The sequence below is a fragment of the Clostridium fessum genome (assembly GCF_003024715.1).
In the GTDB taxonomy this organism is placed as follows: domain Bacteria; phylum Bacillota; class Clostridia; order Lachnospirales; family Lachnospiraceae; genus Otoolea; species Otoolea fessa.
This window is the reverse complement of record NZ_PYLO01000001.1, coordinates 1,036,566-1,059,737: the sequence shown is the minus strand read 5'-3', so window position 1 is coordinate 1,059,737 and position 23,172 is coordinate 1,036,566. Positions and strand designations below refer to the sequence as shown.

At 46.2% G+C, this 23,172-nt stretch carries 21 protein-coding genes and 1 riboswitch; of the genes, 18 read left to right on the top strand and 3 right to left on the bottom strand.

What is annotated here, in order from left to right:
* The first annotated feature begins 147 nt into the window (after positions 1-147).
* From C7U56_RS04930 to C7U56_RS04890, 8 genes are all read left to right on the top strand, one after another.
* Positions 148-495 carry a TnpV protein gene (locus C7U56_RS04930; protein WP_107000359.1) on the top strand — a complete coding sequence of 116 codons (348 nt, stop codon included), beginning with the start codon at positions 148-150 and terminating at the stop codon, positions 493-495.
* A 157-nt stretch (positions 496-652) separates the two neighbouring features.
* On the top strand, positions 653-1,153 hold the full coding sequence (locus C7U56_RS04925; RefSeq protein WP_107000358.1) for a DUF1016 N-terminal domain-containing protein: 501 nt from the start codon (positions 653-655) through the stop codon (positions 1,151-1,153).
* Positions 1,154-1,415: 262 nt separating this feature from the next.
* Positions 1,416-2,015 carry a hypothetical protein gene (locus C7U56_RS04915; protein WP_181357169.1) on the top strand — a complete coding sequence of 200 codons (600 nt, stop codon included), beginning with the start codon at positions 1,416-1,418 and terminating at the stop codon, positions 2,013-2,015.
* Positions 2,016-2,141: 126 nt separating this feature from the next.
* Positions 2,142-2,801 carry a TetR/AcrR family transcriptional regulator gene (locus C7U56_RS04910; RefSeq protein WP_233430187.1) on the top strand — a complete coding sequence of 220 codons (660 nt, stop codon included), beginning with the start codon at positions 2,142-2,144 and terminating at the stop codon, positions 2,799-2,801.
* A 193-nt stretch (positions 2,802-2,994) separates the two neighbouring features.
* A complete protein-coding gene (locus C7U56_RS04905) occupies positions 2,995-4,749 on the top strand; it encodes an ABC transporter ATP-binding protein (RefSeq protein WP_107000357.1) in 1,755 nt (584 codons plus the stop codon).
* A 1-nt stretch (position 4,750) separates the two neighbouring features.
* Complete coding sequence (locus C7U56_RS04900; RefSeq protein WP_107000356.1) at positions 4,751-6,490, top strand: ABC transporter ATP-binding protein; 1,740 nt, start codon at positions 4,751-4,753, stop codon at positions 6,488-6,490.
* 254 nt (positions 6,491-6,744) lie between these two features.
* Positions 6,745-7,596: a tyrosine-type recombinase/integrase gene (locus C7U56_RS04895; protein ID WP_233430186.1), complete on the top strand. Its 852-nt coding sequence runs from the start codon at positions 6,745-6,747 to the stop codon at positions 7,594-7,596.
* A 445-nt stretch (positions 7,597-8,041) separates the two neighbouring features.
* Positions 8,042-8,506: an Hsp20/alpha crystallin family protein gene (locus C7U56_RS04890; RefSeq protein WP_022359203.1), complete on the top strand. Its 465-nt coding sequence runs from the start codon at positions 8,042-8,044 to the stop codon at positions 8,504-8,506.
* A 150-nt stretch (positions 8,507-8,656) separates the two neighbouring features.
* Here the strand turns inward: C7U56_RS04890 and C7U56_RS04885 are convergent, their stop codons facing one another.
* Both C7U56_RS04885 and C7U56_RS04880 read right to left on the bottom strand, forming a co-directional pair.
* Positions 8,657-9,211, bottom strand: coding sequence for a hypothetical protein (locus C7U56_RS04885; protein ID WP_107000355.1), 555 nt, complete (start codon positions 9,209-9,211; stop codon positions 8,657-8,659).
* A 218-nt stretch (positions 9,212-9,429) separates the two neighbouring features.
* On the bottom strand, positions 9,430-10,680 hold the full coding sequence (locus tag C7U56_RS04880; protein WP_233430185.1) for a cell wall hydrolase: 1,251 nt from the start codon (positions 10,678-10,680) through the stop codon (positions 9,430-9,432).
* Positions 10,681-11,083: 403 nt separating this feature from the next.
* Between C7U56_RS04880 and pfkB the strand changes: the two genes are divergently transcribed.
* From pfkB to C7U56_RS04835, 10 genes are all read left to right on the top strand, one after another.
* Entirely contained in the window at positions 11,084-12,004 is a 921-nt protein-coding gene (pfkB, locus tag C7U56_RS04875) for a 1-phosphofructokinase (RefSeq protein WP_107000354.1), read from the top strand.
* A 93-nt stretch (positions 12,005-12,097) separates the two neighbouring features.
* A complete protein-coding gene (locus tag C7U56_RS04870) occupies positions 12,098-14,107 on the top strand; it encodes a PTS fructose transporter subunit IIABC (protein ID WP_107000353.1) in 2,010 nt (669 codons plus the stop codon).
* Between the two features lie 94 nt (positions 14,108-14,201).
* Positions 14,202-14,459: an HPr family phosphocarrier protein gene (locus C7U56_RS04865; protein WP_022359198.1), complete on the top strand. Its 258-nt coding sequence runs from the start codon at positions 14,202-14,204 to the stop codon at positions 14,457-14,459.
* A gap of 80 nt (positions 14,460-14,539) precedes the next feature.
* Positions 14,540-16,165, top strand: a complete 1,626-nt coding sequence (gene ptsP / locus C7U56_RS04860; protein WP_107000455.1) for a phosphoenolpyruvate--protein phosphotransferase — start codon at positions 14,540-14,542, stop codon at positions 16,163-16,165.
* A gap of 79 nt (positions 16,166-16,244) precedes the next feature.
* Entirely contained in the window at positions 16,245-16,991 is a 747-nt protein-coding gene (locus C7U56_RS04855; protein WP_107000352.1) for a DeoR/GlpR family DNA-binding transcription regulator, read from the top strand.
* 249 nt (positions 16,992-17,240) lie between these two features.
* Positions 17,241-18,056, top strand: coding sequence for an AAA family ATPase (locus C7U56_RS04850; protein WP_022359195.1), 816 nt, complete (start codon positions 17,241-17,243; stop codon positions 18,054-18,056).
* Positions 18,046-19,239, top strand: a complete 1,194-nt coding sequence (locus C7U56_RS04845; RefSeq protein ID WP_107000351.1) for a vWA domain-containing protein — start codon at positions 18,046-18,048, stop codon at positions 19,237-19,239. Before C7U56_RS04850 ends, C7U56_RS04845 begins: the two co-directional genes overlap by 11 nt.
* 89 nt (positions 19,240-19,328) lie before the next feature.
* Positions 19,329-19,413, top strand: a riboswitch (NiCo riboswitch).
* A gap of 101 nt (positions 19,414-19,514) precedes the next feature.
* Entirely contained in the window at positions 19,515-20,405 is an 891-nt protein-coding gene (locus C7U56_RS04840; RefSeq protein ID WP_022359193.1) for a cation diffusion facilitator family transporter, read from the top strand.
* A 420-nt stretch (positions 20,406-20,825) separates the two neighbouring features.
* On the top strand, positions 20,826-20,990 hold the full coding sequence (locus C7U56_RS15890) for a hypothetical protein (protein ID WP_233430184.1): 165 nt from the start codon (positions 20,826-20,828) through the stop codon (positions 20,988-20,990).
* Between the two features lie 8 nt (positions 20,991-20,998).
* Complete coding sequence (locus C7U56_RS04835; protein ID WP_233430183.1) at positions 20,999-22,039, top strand: L,D-transpeptidase family protein; 1,041 nt, start codon at positions 20,999-21,001, stop codon at positions 22,037-22,039.
* Between the two features lie 425 nt (positions 22,040-22,464).
* Here the strand turns inward: C7U56_RS04835 and C7U56_RS04830 are convergent, their stop codons facing one another.
* Complete coding sequence (locus C7U56_RS04830) at positions 22,465-23,088, bottom strand: hypothetical protein (RefSeq protein WP_107000350.1); 624 nt, start codon at positions 23,086-23,088, stop codon at positions 22,465-22,467.
* Positions 23,089-23,172: the final 84 nt, after the last annotated feature.

The following is a 23,172-nucleotide window of genomic DNA, read 5'->3' as shown; positions in this document are numbered from 1 at the left end:
CTGTCTTGTGTATCCTAGAAGTGCCTGTTTTACAGGCTTTCCGGGGCATCAGCCATTTTGTCTGGTATTGTAAAGCAGTGTCAGATTTGTCGTAAATGTCGTAAATTTGTGGTCAAAAAAAGATGAGAAATGGAGAGTGCTAATAAAATGAAATTAACGTATACAAATGTAAATGGATATCTAATCCCGAATCGCACCTATAAATCCGGTGAACAGATGGAGCAACTTGGCAAGTATGGTTTTCTTCGCAGAGATTATCTGAAAAACCATCGAAATTCAACTTATCAGGTGATGCTTCTGCAGGACACCATTGGAGAGCATCTTCTGGAAGTGGACAAGGCAGCCAGAGAATGGGAAAAGGTAATTCTGAAGCAGTTAGAAGAAAAAGAACCACTGCCGGATAAAGAAGCAGATCAGATGACCTGGGTAAGAGCTGTTAATCAGCACAGAGCGATTGCGGAAGAAATTATTCTCAAGGAATTGATTTATGTTTAAATGAAGGTGATGAGGTCGTGGAATGCGACCTCATTATTATATGTGACCATGAAAAAGCAGTAGGCAGAATGAGAAAAATAGGGTAATATAACAGTAAGCAGTTGGGACAGTTTTGAAATGCCAATTTGGCATTTCAAGTTATAGAAGGGGATCGATAATGAAAAAAGAGATATTAATAGCAGATAATATTGATAATATTTATGATGAAATAAATGCGTTAATCAGGGAAAAGAAAACTAATGTAAAAAAAGTTGTGAATGATGCCATTATTTCTCTTAATTGGGGAATTGGAAAAAGACTTAGTGTGGAGTTAACTGGAAATAATAAGCCTGAGTATGGAAAAAAGGTTGTTGCAGAAGTCAGTAAACGGCTGGAACAGGAGTATGGTTCGGGATTTGATAAAACATCAATTTCAAGAATGATTAAGTTTTATCAGGAATTTCCTGACTTCGAAAAAGTTGCGACATTGTCGCAACAATTGACCTGGTCGCATTTTGTAGAGATTCTGCCAATACAAGATGAGTTAAAAAGAGATTTTTATGCTGCAATGTGTATGCAGGAAAACTGGTCAGTGCGAACACTGCGTGAAAGAAAAAAATCCATGCTTTATGAACGAACTGCAATATCGAAGAAACCAGAAGAAAGGAAAGAAGAATAGAAATTTTCAATTTAATAATGAAGTGCAGAGAAAGGCGTGAGTCATAGAAATGTGGCTTGCGTCTTTTTCTGTCTGGAAAGGAAGTGAGATAGAATGGCACAGATTTTTCGTGTAGAGAGAACTAAGAATTTTACGGTAATGAGTAATCACCATTTCAAGAATAAGAAGCCAGATTGAAAAAGGGGAAGTCATTGCATGGAGCAAAGATAAATATAACCTGTTCCATCAGCAGGTGAAAGACAGCTTAGTAGCGGATTGTGCAATGGCAGTGTTAAAAGCACTGGAAAATTGTATCAGCAAAGAAAAGTTTAAGGAAAAAATGAAACAGTTTGGATGGAATGTAAATTGGACAGAGAAACGGAAGCACATTACTTTTCAGAACCAGGATGGGAAGAAGGTGAGAGACAGCAATCTGTCAAAAACATTTCATCTGGATATCAGCAAGGAGGGACTAGAGAATGAATTTGATAGAAATAGGAAAAAATCCAGAGATATTGAAATCAGAGAAAGCAGAGCAGCCGAAGAACTTAGAAATTATTACAGAGAACTTGACACAGCCATCGCAGCTGCCGGAGGAATCACCGATCAAGCTCAAAGTAGAAAAAGATCTTCTAATGCAGAGTTTCGAGAGAGCGAAAGAGTTCATGCGGACACAGAAAAAGCAGATACAGATGCTGGAAGAAGAGAGACAGACGATCTTGTCCGACAGGCAGAGATTGCGAGAAGAAGTTCGGAAATCAACCGTAGGAATTCAGTGTCTGACAACCGAATTGTCCGAAACGCAGAAGCTGAATCAATCGCTTCAGCAGAGCAACGACGATCTGAGGAACAGAAAATCTGTCTGAATAGAACAGACTTGTAAAACTGCAGAAAGCATCTGCGGAGTGGAAACTGAATACACGAGGAAAATAAAAAATTGAAACACCAAGACTTGACAAATTCCTGTAAGGAGTTAAAATATAACAGTGTTATATAGCACTGTTATATTTTGAAAAGAAGTTTAGAGGATACGAAAAGAATGTCGACGAAAGCAGAAGATACACAGAAAAACATATTAGATACAGCCAGAAAACATTTTCTGAAAGATGGTTTGACAGGAGCATCTTTAAGAAATATTGTAAAAGATGCAGGACTTACTACTGGCGCATTTTACAAATATTATCCGACGAAAGAGGCACTTTTTGATGCACTGACGGATCCTTATATGGAACATATTTATCAGATTTATGACCAGATCGTTGAGGAGTTTGAAAAGCTTTCTGCCAGTGATCAGACAAGGAATATGTCGGATACATCCAGTGATGGGATGGAGCAGATGGTTGATTATATCTATGATCATTATGATAATTTCAGATTATTGTTGAAATGCGGAGACAGTGGAAAATTTGAATTATTCATACACAATATGGTAGAGCGGGAAATGAAGTCCAGCCTGAATTATATGGAAAAGATGAAAGAGAACGGTGTAAAAATACCGATTGTAGAGGAAAGCCTTATGCATATGATCTATACGGGATTTTTTTCATCAGTATTTCAGATCATTGAGCATGATATAGACAGGGAGACTGCAAAGAAAAATGTACATCAACTGAAAGAATTTAATACAGGTGGCTGGGAACGATTGTGGAATATTGAATTTCCAGTATAACTGATGCAGGAATTCTGAAATAGGTTATGTGTGTTGCAGGTTCTGGATTTCTGAATAAAGTTCAGCCAGGATAATAATATCAGGTGGTTGATGCCAGTAGACCACCTATTTTATTATATGTTGGTTAGCTCGAACTAACAGAAGGTAAAATAATAAAACGAAACAATAAAACGAACGTAAGGAGTGAAAAGATGTGAAAGAAAAAAAGAAGTCGGCAGTCAGCTGGATCCTGACGTGGGCCGGACAAAAAAGAATTGCCTATGTGTGGAGTGTGTTACTTGCAATAGGAAATGTGATTTTTAAGATTTTGCCGTATTTTATTATTGCAGATGTAGTAAAGCTGTTTTTAAATGGTGAAAAGGAGTTTGAAATATATCTTGCAAAAGCGGTTCTGATTGCATTATCGTTTATCATTGCAGAACTGCTTCATTCACTTTCGACAGCATTGTCACATAAAGCAACGTTTGCAGTACTTGCAAATATAAGAAAATCCTGCTGTGACAAGCTGGCGCGGGTACCTCTTGGCTATGTGAAAGACACACCTTCCGGTACATTTAAAAATATTATGGTGGAAAGAATCGACAGTATCGAGACAACACTGGCGCATATTGTCCCGGAATTCACGTCCAATCTGCTGGCACCGATTGTGATTTTGATTTATTTCTTCCTGACAGACTGGAGACTGGCACTCTGGTCATTGGTGCCGGTTATAGTGGGATTTCTTTCCTATTTTGGAATGATGCTGGATTATAAACCAAGCTTCGAGAGAACGGTTCAGACAACAAAAGATCTGAATGATGCGGCAGTGGAATATATTGACGGAATCGAAGTGATCAAGGCATTTGGAAAGACAGAAAGTTCTTATGCAAAATTTACAAAGGCGGCTATGGCTTATGCAGATTCCTTTATTTCCTGGATGAAACGGTGCTCGATCTTTCATGGACTGATGATGGTGGTCACACCTTATACGCTTCTTACGGTGTTGCCGTTTGGGGCACATTATGTAGCCAATGGAACACTTGCGATTTCAGATTTTGTCATCTGCATTATTTTATCACTTGGAATCGTTGGACCGTTGATCACAGTGGGTTCCTATACAGATGATCTTGGCAAGATCGGAGTGATTGTTGGTGAAGTGGCAGGAATTCTGGAACAGCCGGAGCTTGAACGTCCAGAGAAAAGTAAAAGTGTTCCAAAAGATAACTCCGTTACTCTTGAAGATGTCAGATTTGGTTATCACGACAAAGAAATCCTGCACGGAGTAACTATGGAGCTGAAAGCAGGAACGGTAAATGCAATCGTAGGACCTTCCGGAAGCGGCAAGTCGACCATCGCAAAGCTGATTGCGTCCCTGTGGGATGTGGATTCCGGAAGCATCAAAATCGGTGGAGTTGATGTCAAAGAACTGGCATTTGCAGATTTTAATCGGAAAATTGCATATGTTGCACAGGACAATTATCTGTTTAATGAAACAGTCCGTGAAAATATCAGACAGGGAAATCCGGATGCTACAGATGAACAGATCATCGAGGTGACAAAGAAAAGTGGATGCTATGAATTTATCATGCAGTTGGAGAATGGATTTGATACGGTTGTAGGAGGTGCAGGAGGACATCTGTCAGGTGGTGAGAGGCAGCGTATCTCCATTGCAAGAGCAATGTTAAAGGATGCTCCGATCGTGATCCTTGATGAGGCAACTGCCTACACAGATCCGGAAAATGAGGCAATTCTGCAGAATTCTATCGCAAAACTGGTAGCAGGGAAGACCCTGATCGTAATAGCACACAGACTTTCTACTGTTAAGGACAGTGACCAGATCTTTGTTGTAAATGATGGAAATGTAACAGCACATGGCACACATGAGGAACTTCTGGTGTCATGCCCGCTTTATAAGGAAATGTGGAATGCCCATATTTCTGTAAAAGATACGGTGAAGGAGGGAGAATGATATGTTTGGGATTCTGGCAAAATTCTTTCGTTTTTCAGGCAGGGAAAATGGCAATAAATTTAAACTGTCGATAGTGAGCGGACTCATAGAGGCTCTTGCCTCAGCAATGAAGATTCCGGCTATTATGTACATACTGATTGGTCTGCTGAGTGGGAAACCGACAGGAAAATATATTGGAGGCTCCGTTGCGATTATGGTTCTTGCAATTGTAGTCGACGTAATCTGCAAGAGATACTCTACAGTGCTTCAGACAGAGGGAGGATATAATGCAAGTGCTTTTATGAGAATCAAGATTGCAGAACATCTGCGATATCTGCCGATGGGGTATTTCAATTCCAATAGTATCGGGGAAATTTCTTCCATTACAACCAATACAATGGAAATACTTGGCGATGTGGCTGCGAGAGTGGTTATGCTGACAATGCAGGGAATTCTGGAAACATCAATGATCATTCTTATGCTGTTTATTTTTGACTGGAGAATTGGACTGATAGCTGCAGCAGGAGTACTTATTTTCTTTGGGGTCAATTCTGTGATGCAGAATGCGGGTAAAAAAGATTCAGAGCAAAAAGTGGTATGCGATATGGAGCTTGTAAACCAGATCATGGAGTATCTGCAGGGAATATCAGAAGTTAAATCATATAACTTGCTTGGGAAACAGGCGAAAAGATTAAATGATGCAAATGAAGCATGTGAAAAGATCAATACAAAGATGGAAATGCTGTTTGTGCCCTATCATTTTCTGCAAAGTGTGATAACCAAAATTACAGGTGCTGTGATCGTGGCTTGCAGTGCATATTTTTATATTAATGGAACTATGAGTGCGGTCTATGCGATCGGTATGACAATTTCAGCATTTATGCTTTATGCCAGTCTGGAATGTGCAGGAAATTATTCCTCTCTTTTACATGTGGTAAGCGTATGTGTAGATAAAGCAAATGCAATATTGGAGCTGGATACCATGGATATCGACGGTAAAGAAATACAGCCGGAAAATTACGATATCAGACTTTCTAATGTTTCGTTTTCTTATGACAAACGGAAGATCATTGATGATATATCGCTCTCTATTCCGCAGAAAACGACGACAGCAATCGTTGGACCATCTGGTGGAGGAAAATCAACACTTTGCAATCTGATTGCCAGGTTCTGGGATGTGGATTCCGGGGAAGTGACACTTGGAGGTGTGAATGTAAAAGACTACAGCATGAACAGTCTGATGAGTAATTTCTCATTTGTGTTTCAGTCGGTGTATTTGTTTGCAGACACCATTGAGAATAATATTAAATTCGGACGCCAGGATGCAAGTCATGAGGAAGTGGTGGAAGCGGCGAAGAAAGCATGTTGTCATGATTTCATCAGCAAACTTCCGAATGGATATGACACAGTGATCGGAGAAGGAGGAGCCACACTTTCCGGTGGTGAGAAGCAGCGTATTTCGATAGCCAGAGCGATTATGAAGGATGCGCCAATCGTCATATTGGATGAAGCAACGGCAAATGTTGATCCGGAGAATGAAAAGGAGCTGATGGATGCAGTAGATGCACTTACAAAGGAAAAAACGATTATTATGATTGCCCACAGATTAAAAACAGTCAGACATGCAGACCAGATTGTGGTTGTTGAAAAAGGAAGAATTGCACAGCAGGGAACACATGAGCAATTAATGAAACAGGAAGGTATTTATAAGAGATTTGTGGATGCAAGGCAGCAGGCGGTAAGTTGGAAACTGGTGCACTGAGAAATAATCCACAGTCGGTGAATATCCAAATTGAATTGTCTGAAAGAGATTTAATTTAAGTTTCGCTAAGTTTCACTTATATAGGCAGAATGAGGGATATTCAATAATGTAATATGAAAAAAGCACTGAAAACCGTTGGATTATGGGTTTTACAGTGCTTTTCCTTTTGCCAAAGAGGAAAAATGCAGTGAATTTAAGTTTTGCTACGTGTTGTGGATTTTAAGACATCTCACGTAAGGACGTTCTTTTCTGCATTGCCAGATGAAGGACTGGCACACAGTACGATCAAAGGTCTTTATGGCTTATTGAATCCCAGTTTTGAACTGGCAGTGGAAGATGGGATTATCCGCAAGAATCCAGTAACAGGAACACTTGGAGATTATGGGGCTCCGGCAAAGGAGAAAGAAGCATTGACACTGGAACAGCAGGAAAAACTTTTGAAGTTTGTTGAACAGAGTAATGTGTATAAGCCTCATCTTCCAATGATGCAGGTTATGTTTGGGGCTTGCCTGAGAGTGAGTGAAACCATCGGCTTAACCTGGTCAGATGTGGACATGAAGAACCGGGAGATCCATGTAGGTGGACAGCTTGTGTATTATGAAGGTGATGACGGATATTGTTTCCATGATTCAGAAACTAAAACGGATGCAGGAATCAGAAATATTCCTATGACACAGATGGTATATGATGCGTTCCGTAAGCAGAGAGAACTGAACCTAATGTTTGGTTTACAGAGTAATGTTGAGATAGGTGGACGCAGTGGATTCATCTTTAATACAAAGCATGGACGTCCGATTATGCCAGCGGGAGTGAACAGCTTTCTGAAAAATATTGTTAATGCCTATAATAAAAAAGAAAGCAAATTGGCAGAAGAAGAGAAGCGAGAGCCGGAGTTGATGCCTCCTATTTCATCGCATACCCTTCGTCATACGGGATGTACCAGATTGGGTGAGAACAATGTCAATCCCAAAGTTATGCAGTATGTGATGGGCCATTCAGATGCACAGATCACAATGAATGTCTATAATCATATTTCAGATAAGTCTCATGTGGAGAATGAGATGTCTAAAATGAACCTGCCAGAAACCGTACCTGCTGTGGTATAAACCATAAGTTGTTGTCGTAAAATGTGGTAAGAAAATCAGACGAATATATTTTTCCAAGAATTTGTTGTAAAAATGTGGTCAAACCAAGAAAATTGAGTGCGAAAGTAAGTGAAAAATCCCTGTGAAGTAGTGGCATACGCCATGCACAGCTCGGGAAAGACTTCCCTCGCTGTAGAGCTGTCGCCCTATACATTTCCATGAAAGAGCCATCTTTATCAAGCAAGCTTGAAAGATGGCTCTTTCATGGAAATGTGCATGGCTCGTAGCGTTCACAAATTCTTCACAAAAAAATTAGCACTCGCCTCTTGACAGTGCTAATAAGAAGTGCTATAACATAGCCAGAACGAAGGAAGAGGAAGAAAAGAAAAGTTCCCAGACCGTCCCGGTTCCGAAAATGTTGGTAAATAAACATAATGAAATGAAGTTAGAAAAGGAGAGATGACTTATGTTAATGCCGAGTATTTTTGGAGAAAATTTGTTTGATGATTTCTTTAATGATTTTCCGTTTTATGATGATAACGCCGGACAGAAGATAGAGAAAAAGCTGTATGGACGCCATGGACAGAACCTGATGAAGACCGATATCAAGGAAATGGAAGACGGCTATGAGCTGGAGATGGATCTGCCGGGATTTAAGAAAGAAGAGATTTCGATTTCCCTGGAAGATGGTAATCTGACGATTCAGGCTGCGAAGGGACTGGATGAGGACGAGAAGGAGAAAAAGTCCGGTCGTTACATCCGCAGAGAGCGTTACGCAGGTTCCTGTGCGAGAAGCTTCTATGTCGGTGATGATATAACAGAGGAAGATATCAAGGCGGAATTTAAGCATGGTATTTTGAAGATTTTTGTTCCGAAGAAAGAAGCAAAACCGGAAGTCGAGCAGAAAAAATATATTGCGATTGAAGGATAATGTAGAAGAAGCAGTCAGCCGGATTGATGGATGCAGTTGTCTGGCTGTAACGTAGAAAAGAGCGCTGCGGCACTCATGGAGCGGTTTTACCAGAAATGGAAAGCCGGTTTGTGAGTGTTGCGGCGCTCTTTTTCACTATTTTATATCTGATTAGTAGTTAATACCTGTGATACCGATAGATCCCTCTTTGTCCAGACCAAAGGTAACTGCCGGTTTACCGGATGGATCGCCTACGATGAAACCTGCCTTGGTCAGTTCGGTGGAAGAAACATCGGCTGTCTTGACTGCCTCAATCAGCGCGTCGGTAAATACCTTGTCTGCGTCAAGAGCCATAAATTCAGTTCTGTTATTTACGACAATCCCGTCATCGATGCCGATGTAGGACGGATAGACAAGCAGCTCGGCTAAATCGTTCATATTTTTATTGGCGATGATGCTTTGAAGGGATCTGGCAAAACCACGGTAAAGTTCTGTGATTTCTTTTTCGCTCAGAGTCTCGTCTTCTGCATAATCTGCATCCGTTGTCTGGGCGGTTTCTTTTTCTCCGGCAGTAGTTGTTTCGCTGGCATCGCTGCTTTCTGCTGATGTATCGTTTTCCTGTGTGGATTCAGCGGCAGTTGTTTCAGACGGCTGGCTGGAGCAGGCGGTCATGCTGGCGGCTGCGATGAGAGTGGAAACCATCAAGGTATAAATTGATTTTCTCATAATTTCCTCCATTTGCAATCAATGGACTCCCGGAAGCTTTCTGTGCTTAATGTTGTGAGATGATTTGCAGGAAAGACTCCGAGAGTACCTATCAATAAGGTATGGACAGTAGGTGTCCTCTGCCTGTATGTTTGGCTGATATGATTATCATATCATAAGGCGATGGGAATGTATATGAGGTTTAATGTAATGCGTTTAAATCCGCCTTTTTTAGCCTTTTATTTTTTATAGAAACAATTCCCACCAACCACCTGATAGCTGGAGTAGCTGTCGTAGTTTGCTGATTTGGTCGAGGTAAAATAAAGGTAGTCGCCTATCTGATTCTCCCCGGCGAGCGCTGCCTTTGCCGCCTTGGTGGCAGTAGAGGACGGTCCTCTATCGAGATATTTGTCAAGCAGGCCGGAGGTCGCGCCTGGGAACTGTCCGTCCGCGTAGATGACGCTGGAGATGGATTTGCCCCATTTGCCAGATTTGACGCGGTTGACGATCAGACTTCCGACTGCCAGATAGCTTTCATAGGATCCGCCGTTGGCTTCCATCGTGAGGCAGGCGGAGAGCAGATAAACGTCGCTCTCGGAGGCGGAGATCACGTAGGATGATTTAGCGGCTGGTGCAGCCGTGCTCTTTTTCGAAGAGCTTCCAGAATTTCCAGATTTTCCCGAAGTCTGGGAGGAACCTTTAGCCGCGTTTGCTTCTGCCTGCGATTTTGCGGCTGCAATCTGGGCCTCCTCGGCGGCTCTGGATGCCTGCTCAGCTTCTTCAGCAGCCTGCCGTGCCGCCTCCAGCGCTGCCATCTCAGCCTCAATGCTGATTGCGCGTCCTGGCTTGACGCTGATTGTGACATAATCAGAAGAAACGTAACCGGAGGTGTCAACGGAAAGCTGGATTTTGACCCATCCAGTTTCCTGACTCAGTACAGGATAGTAGTCTTCCGCGGCAGCCAGACCGACGATGGCAGAATCCGTGCTGGCTTCCTCACGTACATGGAGTGTCTGTGTGCTGACGGTAGCGATATAGAGACCGAGCTCTTTGGCGAGCGGCTTGATATCATCGCCAAATACAAGATAATCGTCCTTGAGCCATCCCTCCAGCCTACCGGAGCGGATTTTTGTCCAGCCATTTTTGCGTTTTAAAATGGTACCGCCGCCTCCGCGGAAGCAGGTGCCGAGTACCTTGGCATCTGTATCTGGTTTTTCTCTCAGGTTCAGCGCATCATCCACATTGGCGACCGCGAGATTTTCATACGGATCGACCGGCTTTTCTTCTTTGATTTTGGCTTTCGCTGTACTTTTAGCATCGGTGCCGGTCTGATGACTGTTTTTTAAGGTGCTGGAAGAAGCGATGGAAGGATCAGAGCCTGCTTTGTTCTTCTTATCAGAAGGTTTAGAGAGGCATAGAAATACCAGCAGAGCCGCCCCGGCCACAATAAAAAGGATCAGGAAATAGATCGCCATCATTGTTTTATCCATTTTTTTGCGCCTGGAAGAAGCAGGTTTCAAAGGGGAATCGTTCATATCGTATATCCTTTCTGATATAAAAACATCTTGGAAATATTACAAAGATATTACAAAATTCTTCATTTACTATAGCAAATGGGGAAATCCTTGTCAACAAAGGCGGATTTTACGATTAGAAGAGGAGATGAAGCTGAGTAAAAATGATGTTTTTGGAAACACTATTCCATCAGTGACAGCAATCGTTTCGCCGGAATTCACACGAAACAATCAATCAAAAACAATCATAAAAAATCAAAATTGTGCAATATAACCCAAAAAGAGGCAGCATGTTTGTGAATAAGTTTGATTGATTTTGAATGAAAATGATTTTATAATACAGTCAGAATCAATCAAGATAAGAAAGGAATGAAGGCTTATGATTTATACGGTAACCTTTAATCCATCGTTAGATTATATTGTGTCAGTGAGCGATTTTAAGCTCGGACTGACCAACCGGACAGATTCGGAGCTTTTGCTTCCGGGCGGAAAGGGAATCAATGTTTCGACGGTCCTTCAAAACCTTGGAATTGCCAATACGGCGTTTGGCTTTACTGCCGGGTTTGTCGGCGAGGAGGTTCGGAAGGAAGTGGAGCAGCTGGGCGTGAAAGCCGAGTTTATTTCCCTGGATGAGGGAGTCTCCCGCATCAACCTGAAGCTGAAATCCATCGACGGGACTGAGATCAACGGTCGGGGACCGAGGATTCCGCGGGAAGCGGTGGATGCGCTGATGACCCAGCTTGACCGGCTGGGGGCGGATGATACGTTGGTGCTGGCTGGAAGTATTCCAGCGTCGATGCCGGATGATATTTATCAGAAGATTATGGAGCGCCTGGATGGCAGGGACGTCCGGATTGTTGTGGACGCGACCAAGGATCTGCTGCTCAATGTGCTGGGACACCATCCATTTTTAATCAAACCGAACAATCATGAACTGGGAGACATTTTCGGCGTGAAGCTCTCGGAGCGGGAGGAAGTTGTTCCGTATGCGAAGAAGCTGCAGGAAAAAGGTGCGGTCAACGTGCTGGTTTCGATGGCAGGCAAGGGCGCGGTTCTTCTGGCGGAGGATGGAAGCGTCTATGCGGCGGAAGCACCGAAGGGAACCTTGAAAAATGGTGTCGGAGCCGGAGATTCGATGGTAGCCGGTTTCCTGGCCGGATACGGGGAGAGCGGAGATTATGAACACGCCTTCCGCATGGGACTGGCAGCTGGAAGCGCGAGCGCCTTTTCGGAGCAGCTGGCGACGAAGGATGAGATAAAGAAAGTGTATGAGACCTGTAAAATCACAAAAATCGGATGAGGTTGTATGCAGACATTTTTGAAGCTGGCAGAATGTACTGCCGGATATGCAATGCATACCTGACATTCGGGCATAAATAGGGAGGCAACAGATATGAAGATTACTGATTTACTGGATCCGAGAAGTATATCGCTGGATGCGGCACCCACCAGCAAATCGGAGACACTGGACAAGGCGGTAGAGCTGATGGCGGCGAGCGGAAAGCTGTCGGATGTCGAAGCATTCCGCAAGCAGGTTTATGCAAGAGAAGAAGAGAGCACGACCGGTATCGGCGAGGGGATTGCAATTCCTCATGGAAAATGTGATGCGGTCAAAAAGCCGGGGCTGGCGGCGATGGTCATCAAAAATGGCGTGGATTTCGACTCCCTGGACGGCGAACCGGTCACTCTGCTGTTTCTGATTGCAGCGCCAAATACAAAAGATAACGTACATCTGGATGTGTTGAGCAAGCTTTCCGTTCTCATGATGGACGAGAATTTCTCAGATTCCCTGCGAAATGCCTCTTCGGTGGAAGACTTTCTTTCCATTATTGATAAGGCAGATGCAGAACAGGCAGGCATCGATGAGAGACTGGCGGCTGATTCCGTCGAAGAAGCGGCAGATACAAATGGAGAGAATGCCGCACAAGCAGGTGGTCAGGAGATTCAGGCGCAAAAAGCGGGTGCAGAGACGGAACAGACAGCCGGACCGAAGATCTTAGCGGTTACTTCCTGTCCGACCGGTATCGCGCACACCTACATGGCAGCCGAAGGCCTGGAAAAAGCGGCACGCGCGAAGGGCTGGAAGATCAAAGTTGAGACGCGCGGTTCAGCCGGAGCAAAAAATGTGCTGACGGCACAGGAGATCGAGGCGGCGGACTGCATCATCGTGGCAGCGGACGCACAGGTGCCGATGGATCGGTTTGACGGAAAACGAGTGATCGAATGTCAGGTTTCGGACGGTATCAGCAAGGCACCGGAGCTTTTGGAGCGCGCGGCGTCCGGGGAGGTACCGGTTTACCACGCAGCATCATCTGGAAGCAGCAGCCCGGCAAAGGCAGCCTCTGGCGGCAAATCGGGCAGTGTCGGACACCAGATTTACACGCAGCTGATGAATGGTGTCTCCCACATGCTTCCATTTGTAGTCGGCGGCGGCATCCTGATTGCGATTGCGTTTCTGATTGATGGTTTTAGTGTGGATATGAATGCACTTCCGCTCGACCAGCGTGTAAACTTTGGTACGATTACCCCGCTGGCGGCATGGTTTAAAAATGTCGGCGGTGTGGCATTTGGCTTTATGCTCCCGATTCTGGCTGGTTTCATCGCGATGGCGATCGGAGACCGCCCGGCGCTGGCAGTCGGTTTTGTCGGCGGCATGATTGCTTCTCAGGGAAAATCAGGTTTCCTTGGCGCCCTGGCGGCAGGTTTTATTGCCGGATATCTGATTCTGGCACTTCGGAAAGCGTGCGAGAATCTTCCAGAGGCACTGGAAAAGATTGCTCCGGTCCTGATTTACCCGGTTGTGGGCGTCCTGCTCATCGGACTGGTTATGAGCTTCGTCGTAGAGCCGGTCATGGGCGCGATCAATATGGCGTTAAACAATGGTCTGAGCAGCATGGGTGGTTCGAGTAAGTTGATTCTTGGTTTTGTGCTGGCGGCGATGATGGCGATCGACATGGGCGGTCCATTCAACAAGGCGGCATATGTATTTGGTACGGCGGCAATCGCCTCCGGCAACTACGATGTGATGGCAGCTGTTATGATTGGCGGTATGACACCGCCGTGTGCGATTGCGCTGGCAACAATGCTGTTTAAGAAGAAATTTACAAAGGAAGAGCGCGAGGCAGGACCGACCAACTTCATCATGGGTCTGGCATTCATCACGGAGGGCGCGATTCCATTTGCAGCGTCCGATCCGGTACACGTGCTTCCAGCCTGCATCGTCGGTTCGGGTGTTGCGGGAGCGATGAGCATGTTATTTAACTGTACGCTGATGGCGCCGCATGGCGGAATCTTCGTATTCCCAGTCATGGGAAATCCGCTGTTCTACCTGCTGGCACTGGTGGTTGGCATGGCGATCTCGACGGTACTCTTAGGAGTTCTCAAGAAGAATGTAGAAGAATAGATAAATAAATTTTTTTGACGGAATGTGAATCTTTATTAGAAATTTTTTGGTCAAATCAATCAAAATAGGTTATAATGAGAAGGAGAACATCATCATGAAAGAGTTTAAATATACCATTACAGACCCGGAAGGAATCCATGCACGCCCGGCAGGTGAACTGGTAAAGGCGGCAAAACAGTTTACGAGTACGATCAAGCTGGCGAAAGATGGAAAGAGCGGCGACTGCAAAAAGATTTTCGGTATCATGGGACTGGCGGTAAAGAACGGACAGGAAGTAACCCTGACCTTTGAGGGCGAGGACGAAGAAGCAGCTTATGAGGCAGTCAGCCAGTTTATGAAGGAAAATATGTAGTTTAACAAAGATGCCGCGATGTAAGGGATTATTACATGGCGGCATTTTTCGATAATGGATCAATGGAAAGGGGAATGATCATGCAGACGTATCGCGGAAAAAGTGTATTTGGCGGTGTCGCAGTTGGAAAAATATGTGTGTATCAGAAAGGCGAGCAGACCGTAAAACGGACGAAAATAGAGAATACAGAGCAGGAAAAAGCGCGGTTTAATGCGGCGGTTCAGGAGTCCATCCGCCAGCTCGGCGAGTTGTATGAAAAGGCGGTAAAAGAAGTTGGCGAGGCGAATGCGGCGATTTTTGAGATTCACCAGATCATGCTGGAGGACGAGGACTATCTGGACGCGGTTCAGAATATCATCGATACGCAGAAGGTCAATGCCGAGTATGCGGTTGCGGTGACCGGTGACAATTTCGCCCAGATGTTTGCGGCGATGGAGGACGAATATATGCGCGGGCGCGCGGCGGATGTCAAAGATATTTCGGAGCGGATTGTGCGCGTTCTGTCCGGAGGCGCAGGTCAGGGCATCCATACGGACGAGCCGGTGATTATTCTGGCAGATGATTTAGCGCCATCGGAGACGGTACAGCTTGAAAAGGACAAGGTGCTATCCTTTGTGACGGTACACGGTTCCGTCAATTCCCACACGGCGATCCTGGCGCGTACGATGAGCATTCCGGCGCTGATCGGAACAGACGTGGCGCTCGATGAGACGGTAGATGGGAAATTTGCGGTTGTGGATGGTACTAACGGAGTCCTGTATGTGGAACCGGATGAGGAGACATTGGAAACAATGCGCCGACGGCAGCGGGAGGAACAGGAGAAGAAAGAACTGCTGCAAACACTGAAAGGGCGCGAAACAGTCACTATGGATGGCAAGAAGATCCGCCTGTATGCGAACATTGGCAACAGCAAGGATCTGGCGTCGGTCATTCAGAACGATGCGGCGGGCATCGGACTGTTCCGCAGCGAATTTTTGTATCTGGAAAAAGAAACATTTCCGACGGAGGAGGAGCAGTTCCAGGTATATAAACAGGTAGCGGAAACGATGGCGGGCAAACCGGTCATTATCCGCACGCTGGACATCGGCGCGGACAAGCAGTGCGATTATTTTGAACTGAAAAAAGAGGAAAATCCGGCGATGGGCTGCCGGGCGATCCGTATCTGCCTGACAAGACCGGAGATTTTCAAGACACAGCTTCGCGCGTTGTTTCGGGCAAGTGCCTATGGCAATCTCCAGATCATGTATCCGATGATCACAAGTGTCTGGGAGGTCGAGGCGATCGCGAAGATTGTCGAGGAGGTCAAGACGGAGCTGACCGCACAGAATCTCCAGTTTGGCGACCCGAAGCAGGGCATTATGATTGAAACCCCGGCGGCAGTCATGGTAAGCCGGGATCTGGCGAAAAAAGTGGACTTTTTCAGCATCGGAACGAACGACCTGACCCAGTATACGCTGGCAGTTGACCGTCAGAATCCGGAGCTGGATGCATTTTACGATCCGCACCATCCGGCGGTGCTGGCGATGATCCGCATGGTTGTCGAAAATGCGCACGCCGAGGGCATCTGGGCAGGTATCTGCGGCGAATTGGGCGCGGATCTGAGTTTGACAAAAGAATTCCTGAAAATGGGTGTGGATGAGCTTTCCGTATCGCCGGGGCGTGTGCTGCCGATTCGGAAGGTCATTGTCGAAAGCAGCTGCAGTTGATAAGAATATTAAGACAGAGAGAAGTGAAAAATTGAGCTAAAAAAGTTCAACCACAGCAGAAGATGAAAGGAAAAGAGTCATGCTGACAGAAAAAAGATACGAACTGATTTTGGAACTTCTGGATAAAAAGAGGAGTGTGACAGTTCCTGAGATTAAAGAGGTGCTGGGAGTTTCGGAATCGACGATCCGGCGGGATCTGAATGCGCTTGACAAGGCGGGGCGCCTGACCAAGGTGTTTGGCGGCGCGGTGTCCTCAGACGGGACATTTACGGGAACCGAACCGTCAGTGGCACAGAAGATGGAATTGCAGCAGGAGGAGAAAAGGAGAATCGCCCAGTTTGCGGCGGGACTTATCCAGCCGGATGATTTTGTCTATCTGGACGCGGGCACGACGACCGGGTATATCTTAGACTATCTTCCGGCGCGCAGCGCCACGTTTGTGACGAATGCGGTATCACATGCCAAACGGCTGGCAGCCGCCGGAAACCGCGTAATTCTGATTGGTGGTGAGTTAAAGGGCACGACGGAGGCGGTCATCGGAAGTCAGGCGATCCTGACGATCCAGGGCTATCATTTTACAAAGGGATTTTTTGGAACCAACGGCGTCAGCAAGCGCCACGGTTTCACGACGCCGGATCCGAACGAGGCATTAGTCAAGCAAGAGGCGATGCGTCAGACAGAGCGCTGCTATGTGCTGGCGGACAGCCAGAAATTCGGCATGGTAAGTTCGGTGACGTTCGGGGTGTTTGAAGAAGCGACGATCCTCACGGAGACAGAGCCGCCGGAAGGATTTAGCGGCAGCAAGAATATCCGGGTGGCAAAGTAGAATAGTGAGCAGTAACAATCGTGTTTTTCTAATGAAATCCTAACATATATACGATTTGACAAACTATTAGAATATTGCTATATTTATAGAAAATCAATAGGGCGGCAAACGGGCAGGATTATGTATGACGATCGGGAGGAACGATGGATCCGAACCGATCGCAGTCAGCATGGATCCTGAATCGTTATGCCGCCCTTGTTAGTGTTTACAGTTATGTAAAAGGAGAACTTTCTAAAAGGAGAATTTACCATGCAGCAATTTCACGGCAGTGACGAATACATCGCTTCGGATGAACTGATCCGCAGCGTTAACATTGCGGCGGCGCTCAAAAAGCCGCTCTTAATCAAGGGAGAACCGGGCACTGGAAAGACGATGCTCGCGGAGGCGATTGCCAGATCCCTCGATATGGAACTTTTGATCTGGAATATTAAATCGACGACCCGCGCACAAGACGGTCTTTACGTGTACGATACGGTACAGCGTCTTTACGACAGCCAGTTTGGTGCGGACGGCGTTGATGATATTGCCAGATATATCCGCCTCGGAAAGATGGGAGAGGCATTTGAGAAGGAAAAGCAGACGGTTCTTTTGATCGATGAGATCGATAAAGCGGATCTGGAATTTCCGAACGACCTGCTCTGGGAACTTGACAAGATGGAATTTTACATTCCAGAGACGGGAAAGACTGTCAAAGCGAAGCACCGTCCGATTGTGATTATTACCTCCAATGCGGAGAAGGAGCTGCCGGATGCGTTCCTGCGCCGCTGTATCTTCCATTATATTGCATTCCCGGAGCAGCCGATGATGGAGAAGATCATCAAGGCACATTACCCGGATCTCGACCAGAAGCTGATCGACGGCGTGCTGGACGCCTTCTACCGGGTGCGCGATCTGCGCGGCCTGCAGAAGAAGCCGAGTACCTCCGAGGTGTTGGACTGGATTCAGGCGCTTGTGATCGGCGGCGTGCCGGTGGAAAAGCTGGAAAAGGAGATCCCGTTTGCGGGGGTACTCTTAAAAAAGACAGAGGATTTAAAGCTGGTGGAGAATAACCGATATGTTTACTGATTTTCTGTATCTACTCCGTTCTTACGGGATGAAGACGAGCCTCAATGAGTGGAACAGCCTGATGGATGCGCTGGAAATGAACCTGAACGACGCGAGCCTGACGGAGTTTTACTATATGGCGAGGGCGGTTCTGGTCAAAAAAGAGTCTGAATATGACAAATTTGACCAGGCATTTCTGGCATATTTTAAAAATGTGCAGACGTTTGAGGAACTTCCTAAGGAGGTCTTAGACTGGCTTGCCAAGGCGCACGCGCAGACGCCGTATGATAAGGATGAGGTCGATGCGCGGTTTGCGGGACTTGATCTGGACGATATCCGTAAAATGATGGCGGAACGACTGAAAGAGCAGCATGAGCAGCACCACGGCGGCAATAAGTGGATTGGAACCGGCGGTACGTCGGCATTTGGACATTCCGGTTACAGCCCGAAGGGCATCCGCGTGGGCGGACCGGGCAAAAACCGGAGCGCGCTGCAGGTGGCGGAACAGCGGAATTACCGCGATTTCCGCGACGATGCGGTTATCCAGATCCGGCAGTTCCAGGTGGCGCTCAAAAAGCTGCGTCTTTTATCCTGCCGTGAGGATGGACCGAAAACGGAACTCAATGTGGAGAAAACGATCGAGAAGACCTGTGACGAAGGCGGACGTCTGGAGCTCGTCATGGAGCGCCCGAGAAAGAACCAGACGAAGCTTCTGCTTCTGATGGACAGCGGCGGGTCGATGTGGGCATATGCGGATCTGTGCAACCGGCTGTTCCAGGCGGTCAATCAGTCGTCCCATTTTAAGGATTTGAAGATTTATTATTTCCACAACTGTTTCTACGATCAGCTGTTTACGACGCCGTCCTGCTCCTGGAGGGATAAGATCTCGACCGAGTGGGTCTTTCACAACCTGAAACCGGAATACAAGGTAATTCTGGTCGGGGATGCGTCGATGGCGCCGTCGGAACTTCTGTACCGCGGCGGCAGTCTCGACTATTTCCACAGCAACGAGCGGACAGGCATTTACTGGCTGCAGGAGATGCACCGGCGTTTTCCGTCGGCGATCTGGCTGAACCCGATGCGGGAAAATAACTGGGCATATGCCTACGGTGCGTACACGATCAGTCTGATCCGCGAGGAGATTCCGATGTTTCCGTTGACGGCGGCAGGACTTGAGGCTGGAATTAAGGAATTGAAAAAATAAATATGGAAAAAGGGGCGTTCCCCGATATTGACAACAAAGTAAATTTGTGCTATTATTCATCATAGACTCTTTGCACTGCATATCAAACTACAGTACAAACTGAGCAGACCGTGAATATCATGGGGTCGGGTCGCAGAAGCGACAGTGGAAGTTAGTTTCATCCACGGGACAGTAGCTACTCATACTGGTTCGTGGGTGTTTTTTTATACTTTTTTATGGGTTTGCAGCACCCACCTATCGTTAGTGCCATGAGATATTTTTTGGAGGTAACGAATATGAAACAGAATGATTTTCAGAAGGTGGCAAATCAAGTGTCTTTTGTAACGATAGTAGTGAACATCCTTTTGGCGTTTATGAAGCTGTTAGCCGGCGTGTTCGCACATTCGAATGCGATGATCAGTGACAGTATCCATTCGGCGTCCGATGTGTTCAGCACGATGATCGTGGTGATTGGAATTAAGCTGTCGTCCAAACAGCCGGACAAGGAGCACCCGTATGGACATGAGCGGATGGAGTGTGTGGCTGCGATTGTCCTCTCGATGGTTCTTTTTATGACAGGTCTGGGGATTGGCGTGGAGGCGCTTACGGACGTGCTCAAGGGAGAATACAGTCACCTGCAGGTTCCGGGGATGCTGGCGCTGGCAGCGGCTGTTATATCCATTGTCAGTAAAGAAGCGATGTACTGGTACACCCGATATTATGCGAAAAAGATTGATTCCAGCGCACTGATGGCAGATGCATGGCATCACCGTTCCGATGCGTTTTCCTCGATCGGTGCGCTGGTCGGAATCGTGGGCGCGAGAATGGGATTTCCGGTCATGGATCCGATCGCGAGCCTGGTTATTTTCGTCTTTATCGTGAAAGCGGCGTATGAGATTTTTAAAGATGCGATGGATAAAATGGTCGATCATTCCTGTGATGAGAAGACTGAAGAACAGCTGCGCGCCTGCGTTCTTCAGAATCCAGATGTGGCGCGGATTGACCTGCTTCAGACGCGCATCTTTGGCAATAAAATTTATGCGGACATTGAGATTGAGGTAGATGGTTCCATGCCGCTGCGGGAGGCGCACAAGATTGCCGAGGTGGTGCATAACAGCATTGAAAAGACATTTCCGAAGGTAAAACACATTATGGTGCATGTCAATCCGGAAATTGACCGGAAATAGAAAGAAGGACTGCCGCAGACTGGCATATGTCCTTTTAAGCAGACCAAGATAACAATAAAAATCTTGTTTACTTAGAAGAGGGCATGCCAGATGCGGCGGTCCTTTTGGCGCTTTTGGGAACATGAAAATTTTAAACATTTTTAAGGACGTCCTGAAAGTTATACTTCCCATTTGCAATGAATACCATCATACTGCAAAATGGAAAAACTGCAATCATGAATATGGAAAAAATGAAAGAAAAAGGAAAGAAAAAAGGAACCGTTAAGAAATTCTTACGAATCGGATCTTTTGACGATCTTTTTTAGAATCGGTCTGGACTTTTTTTCCGACTCTGCTATAATAAGGATTCAGAATCCATATATACAGGCCGCAGCCATATGGCGCGGCAGAGAGGTTTGTGAAAAAATGAAAAATAAAAGTATGAGTATACTTAAAATGACTGGTGCAGCAGCTGCACTGGTGCTGATGTTTGCACAGCCAGTACTGGCAGATGGCAGTTTTGCAAATGGAACAAGTGTAAATGGCGTCGCAGTCGGCGGAATGAGCAATGAGGAAGCGAAGGCAAAGCTGGAGCAGGAGCGCTGACGATCGCGATGCCGCTTTCCTGCGATCAGACGATGCTTGCAAACCGCATTGCTTCCTTAAATTGTATGTCAGATAGTGTAGCGCCGACGGTAGATGCCCATATATCCGCCTGGGAAGAAGGAAAAGATTTCACGATTGTTCCGGAAGTAAAGGGAGAATCTGTGGATAAGGCAAAGGTACAGACGGCGATCAATGCGGCGATCGCCTCCGGCATGACAGAGATCGATCTGGAAGCATTGGGATGTTACACACCGATCCAGGTGACTTCCGACGATGCATCCTTAAAAGCACTCTGCGCCCAGATGAACCAGGCTAAAAATGCGACCATCACCTTCCATATCGGTGATGCAACCGAGACACTGTCCGGTACTGAATATGTCAGCTGGTATACAGGCGGCGAGAATGGCATTACTGTAGACCGCGATAAGGCAGCTGCCTACATCAAGGCGCTGGCAGCGAAATACGACACAGCTGGAACTACCCGTACTTTCCATACCACTTCCGGAAAAGAGGTAGCCTTGACAGGCCCTTATGGATGGAAGATTGACCAGACTGCAGAGACAGACAATCTGGTTCTGATGGCGCGGACAGGTATCAATCAGGAACGTGAAGTCCAGTTCTCCCAGCAGGCAGCCAGCCATTCAGACGCAGACTGGGGCAATACCTACGCAGAAGTTGATTTCGGCGCCCAGCATGTATATATGTATGAAAACGGCGCCCTGACCTGGGATGCTCCGTGCGTAACCGGAAACGTATCCAAAAACTACACAACCCCGGAAGGTATTTACAGCCTGACCTACAAGCAGGCCGACCGCGTTCTGCGCGGCGCCAAACGGGCAGACGGCACATATGAATATGAAAGTCACGTAGACTATTGGATGCCATTCAACGGCGGCATCGGTTTCCATGACGCAAGCTGGAGAAGTAAATTCGGCGGAACCATCTACCAGTATTCCGGCAGCCACGGCTGCATCAATCTGCCGGTTGATAAAGCAAAACTTCTCTACGAGAAAGTATACAAGGGAATGCCAGTTCTCTGCCATAACTAAACATTTCTTCTAAGCGCACATTCAGTATTTAGAAGAAAGACATGGGGGACTTTCTTGAATATAGTTAGATAAGAAAGTAGATGGTGGACAAAGTAATTTATCATACGGAACGAAAAAAGATCCTACGCCGTCATCCAGCCGCATTCATGCGCTGGATGACACCAGGATCTTAAATTTTACCAAGTTATCATCCAATAAACAGGAGAAAAAGCCGCCCGGGCAAAAATGGAATTTTCGAGACTGTGGATTTACTTGGCAGATTCGGATTTGATGTTGAAAGAAACCGCAACAAACTTGCTTTGTGAGGATTTCTTTCTGTTTTTAATCAAACCGAAGATGCCTAGAAAATCCCAGTCCTCGAAACCTGATCATTTTTGCCCGGGCGGCTTTTTCTCCGTCCCTCTCACGAAAATCAAACTAATTATCTATTTTCCTTCCCCAATAATCAATTCTTCCCCATACGGCAAAGTCTTGATCCAGTCACAGAATGTATGCCACTCCGCCAGCTTATGATCCTTTCTGGCATAATAAATATTAATCAGTGTCTCATAATTAAACGAACAAGTCCGCATCTGATTATAACTGCTCGGCAGCAGCTGGATCATATCATACCAGTCATCCTTATTCTTTGTCTCCAGATAACGCAGGCGGATTTCCTCCAGCTTGGCGATAACTGTTTCCATAAATGCGCGTGTTCCGGCTGTCATGTGGTCGCAGCTGAAATCGTCCATCGAAAACGGTTTGCTGGCGATTTTGTGCATCGTGCTGGTTGAATTGGCGACGGTCGCTACTTTATAAGTATCATATTCTTTCCACCAGTAGAGAGGTGCGGTCACATCGACTGAGACAAATACCTGGCGCAGAAACTTGCGGTGGTCGCTGCCTGCTTTGCGGAGACGTTTCGCAAGGTCGAGATCGTTCGGTCCCAGTTTATATTCGCCATTCTCATCATAAAAGCTGTCCATCCGTCCCCAGCTGTTCATCGGATTGCGGGCACCGCGCATGGCATTTTCCAGATTCATGACGCTGGTACGTTCTAATTTAAGCATAATCAAACTCCTTTTTTCATATAAGTGAATTATTTTCAGGATAAACTCACTTTTGTGAGTTGTTTCAGGCGGGATCAGTATACC

Coding starts and splice junctions, on each gene's coding strand:
- C7U56_RS04850 (WP_022359195.1), top strand. CDS start 17,241: ATGCAGCAATTTCACGGCAGTGACGAATACATCGCTTCGGATGAACTG.
- ptsP (WP_107000455.1), top strand. CDS start 14,540: ATGCAGACGTATCGCGGAAAAAGTGTATTTGGCGGTGTCGCAGTTGGA.
- pfkB (WP_107000354.1), top strand. CDS start 11,084: ATGATTTATACGGTAACCTTTAATCCATCGTTAGATTATATTGTGTCA.
- C7U56_RS04870 (WP_107000353.1), top strand. CDS start 12,098: ATGAAGATTACTGATTTACTGGATCCGAGAAGTATATCGCTGGATGCG.
- C7U56_RS04890 (WP_022359203.1), top strand. CDS start 8,042: ATGTTAATGCCGAGTATTTTTGGAGAAAATTTGTTTGATGATTTCTTT.
- C7U56_RS04830 (WP_107000350.1), bottom strand. CDS start 23,088: ATGCTTAAATTAGAACGTACCAGCGTCATGAATCTGGAAAATGCCATG.
- C7U56_RS04925 (WP_107000358.1), top strand. CDS start 653: ATGAAAAAAGAGATATTAATAGCAGATAATATTGATAATATTTATGAT.
- C7U56_RS04855 (WP_107000352.1), top strand. CDS start 16,245: ATGCTGACAGAAAAAAGATACGAACTGATTTTGGAACTTCTGGATAAA.
- C7U56_RS04885 (WP_107000355.1), bottom strand. CDS start 9,211: ATGAGAAAATCAATTTATACCTTGATGGTTTCCACTCTCATCGCAGCC.
- C7U56_RS04865 (WP_022359198.1), top strand. CDS start 14,202: ATGAAAGAGTTTAAATATACCATTACAGACCCGGAAGGAATCCATGCA.
- C7U56_RS04900 (WP_107000356.1), top strand. CDS start 4,751: ATGTTTGGGATTCTGGCAAAATTCTTTCGTTTTTCAGGCAGGGAAAAT.
- C7U56_RS04880 (WP_233430185.1), bottom strand. CDS start 10,680: ATGGATAAAACAATGATGGCGATCTATTTCCTGATCCTTTTTATTGTG.
- C7U56_RS04915 (WP_181357169.1), top strand. CDS start 1,416: ATGGCAGTGTTAAAAGCACTGGAAAATTGTATCAGCAAAGAAAAGTTT.
- C7U56_RS04835 (WP_233430183.1), top strand. CDS start 20,999: ATGCCGCTTTCCTGCGATCAGACGATGCTTGCAAACCGCATTGCTTCC.
- C7U56_RS04840 (WP_022359193.1), top strand. CDS start 19,515: ATGAAACAGAATGATTTTCAGAAGGTGGCAAATCAAGTGTCTTTTGTA.
- C7U56_RS04845 (WP_107000351.1), top strand. CDS start 18,046: ATGTTTACTGATTTTCTGTATCTACTCCGTTCTTACGGGATGAAGACG.
- C7U56_RS04930 (WP_107000359.1), top strand. CDS start 148: ATGAAATTAACGTATACAAATGTAAATGGATATCTAATCCCGAATCGC.
- C7U56_RS15890 (WP_233430184.1), top strand. CDS start 20,826: ATGAGTATACTTAAAATGACTGGTGCAGCAGCTGCACTGGTGCTGATG.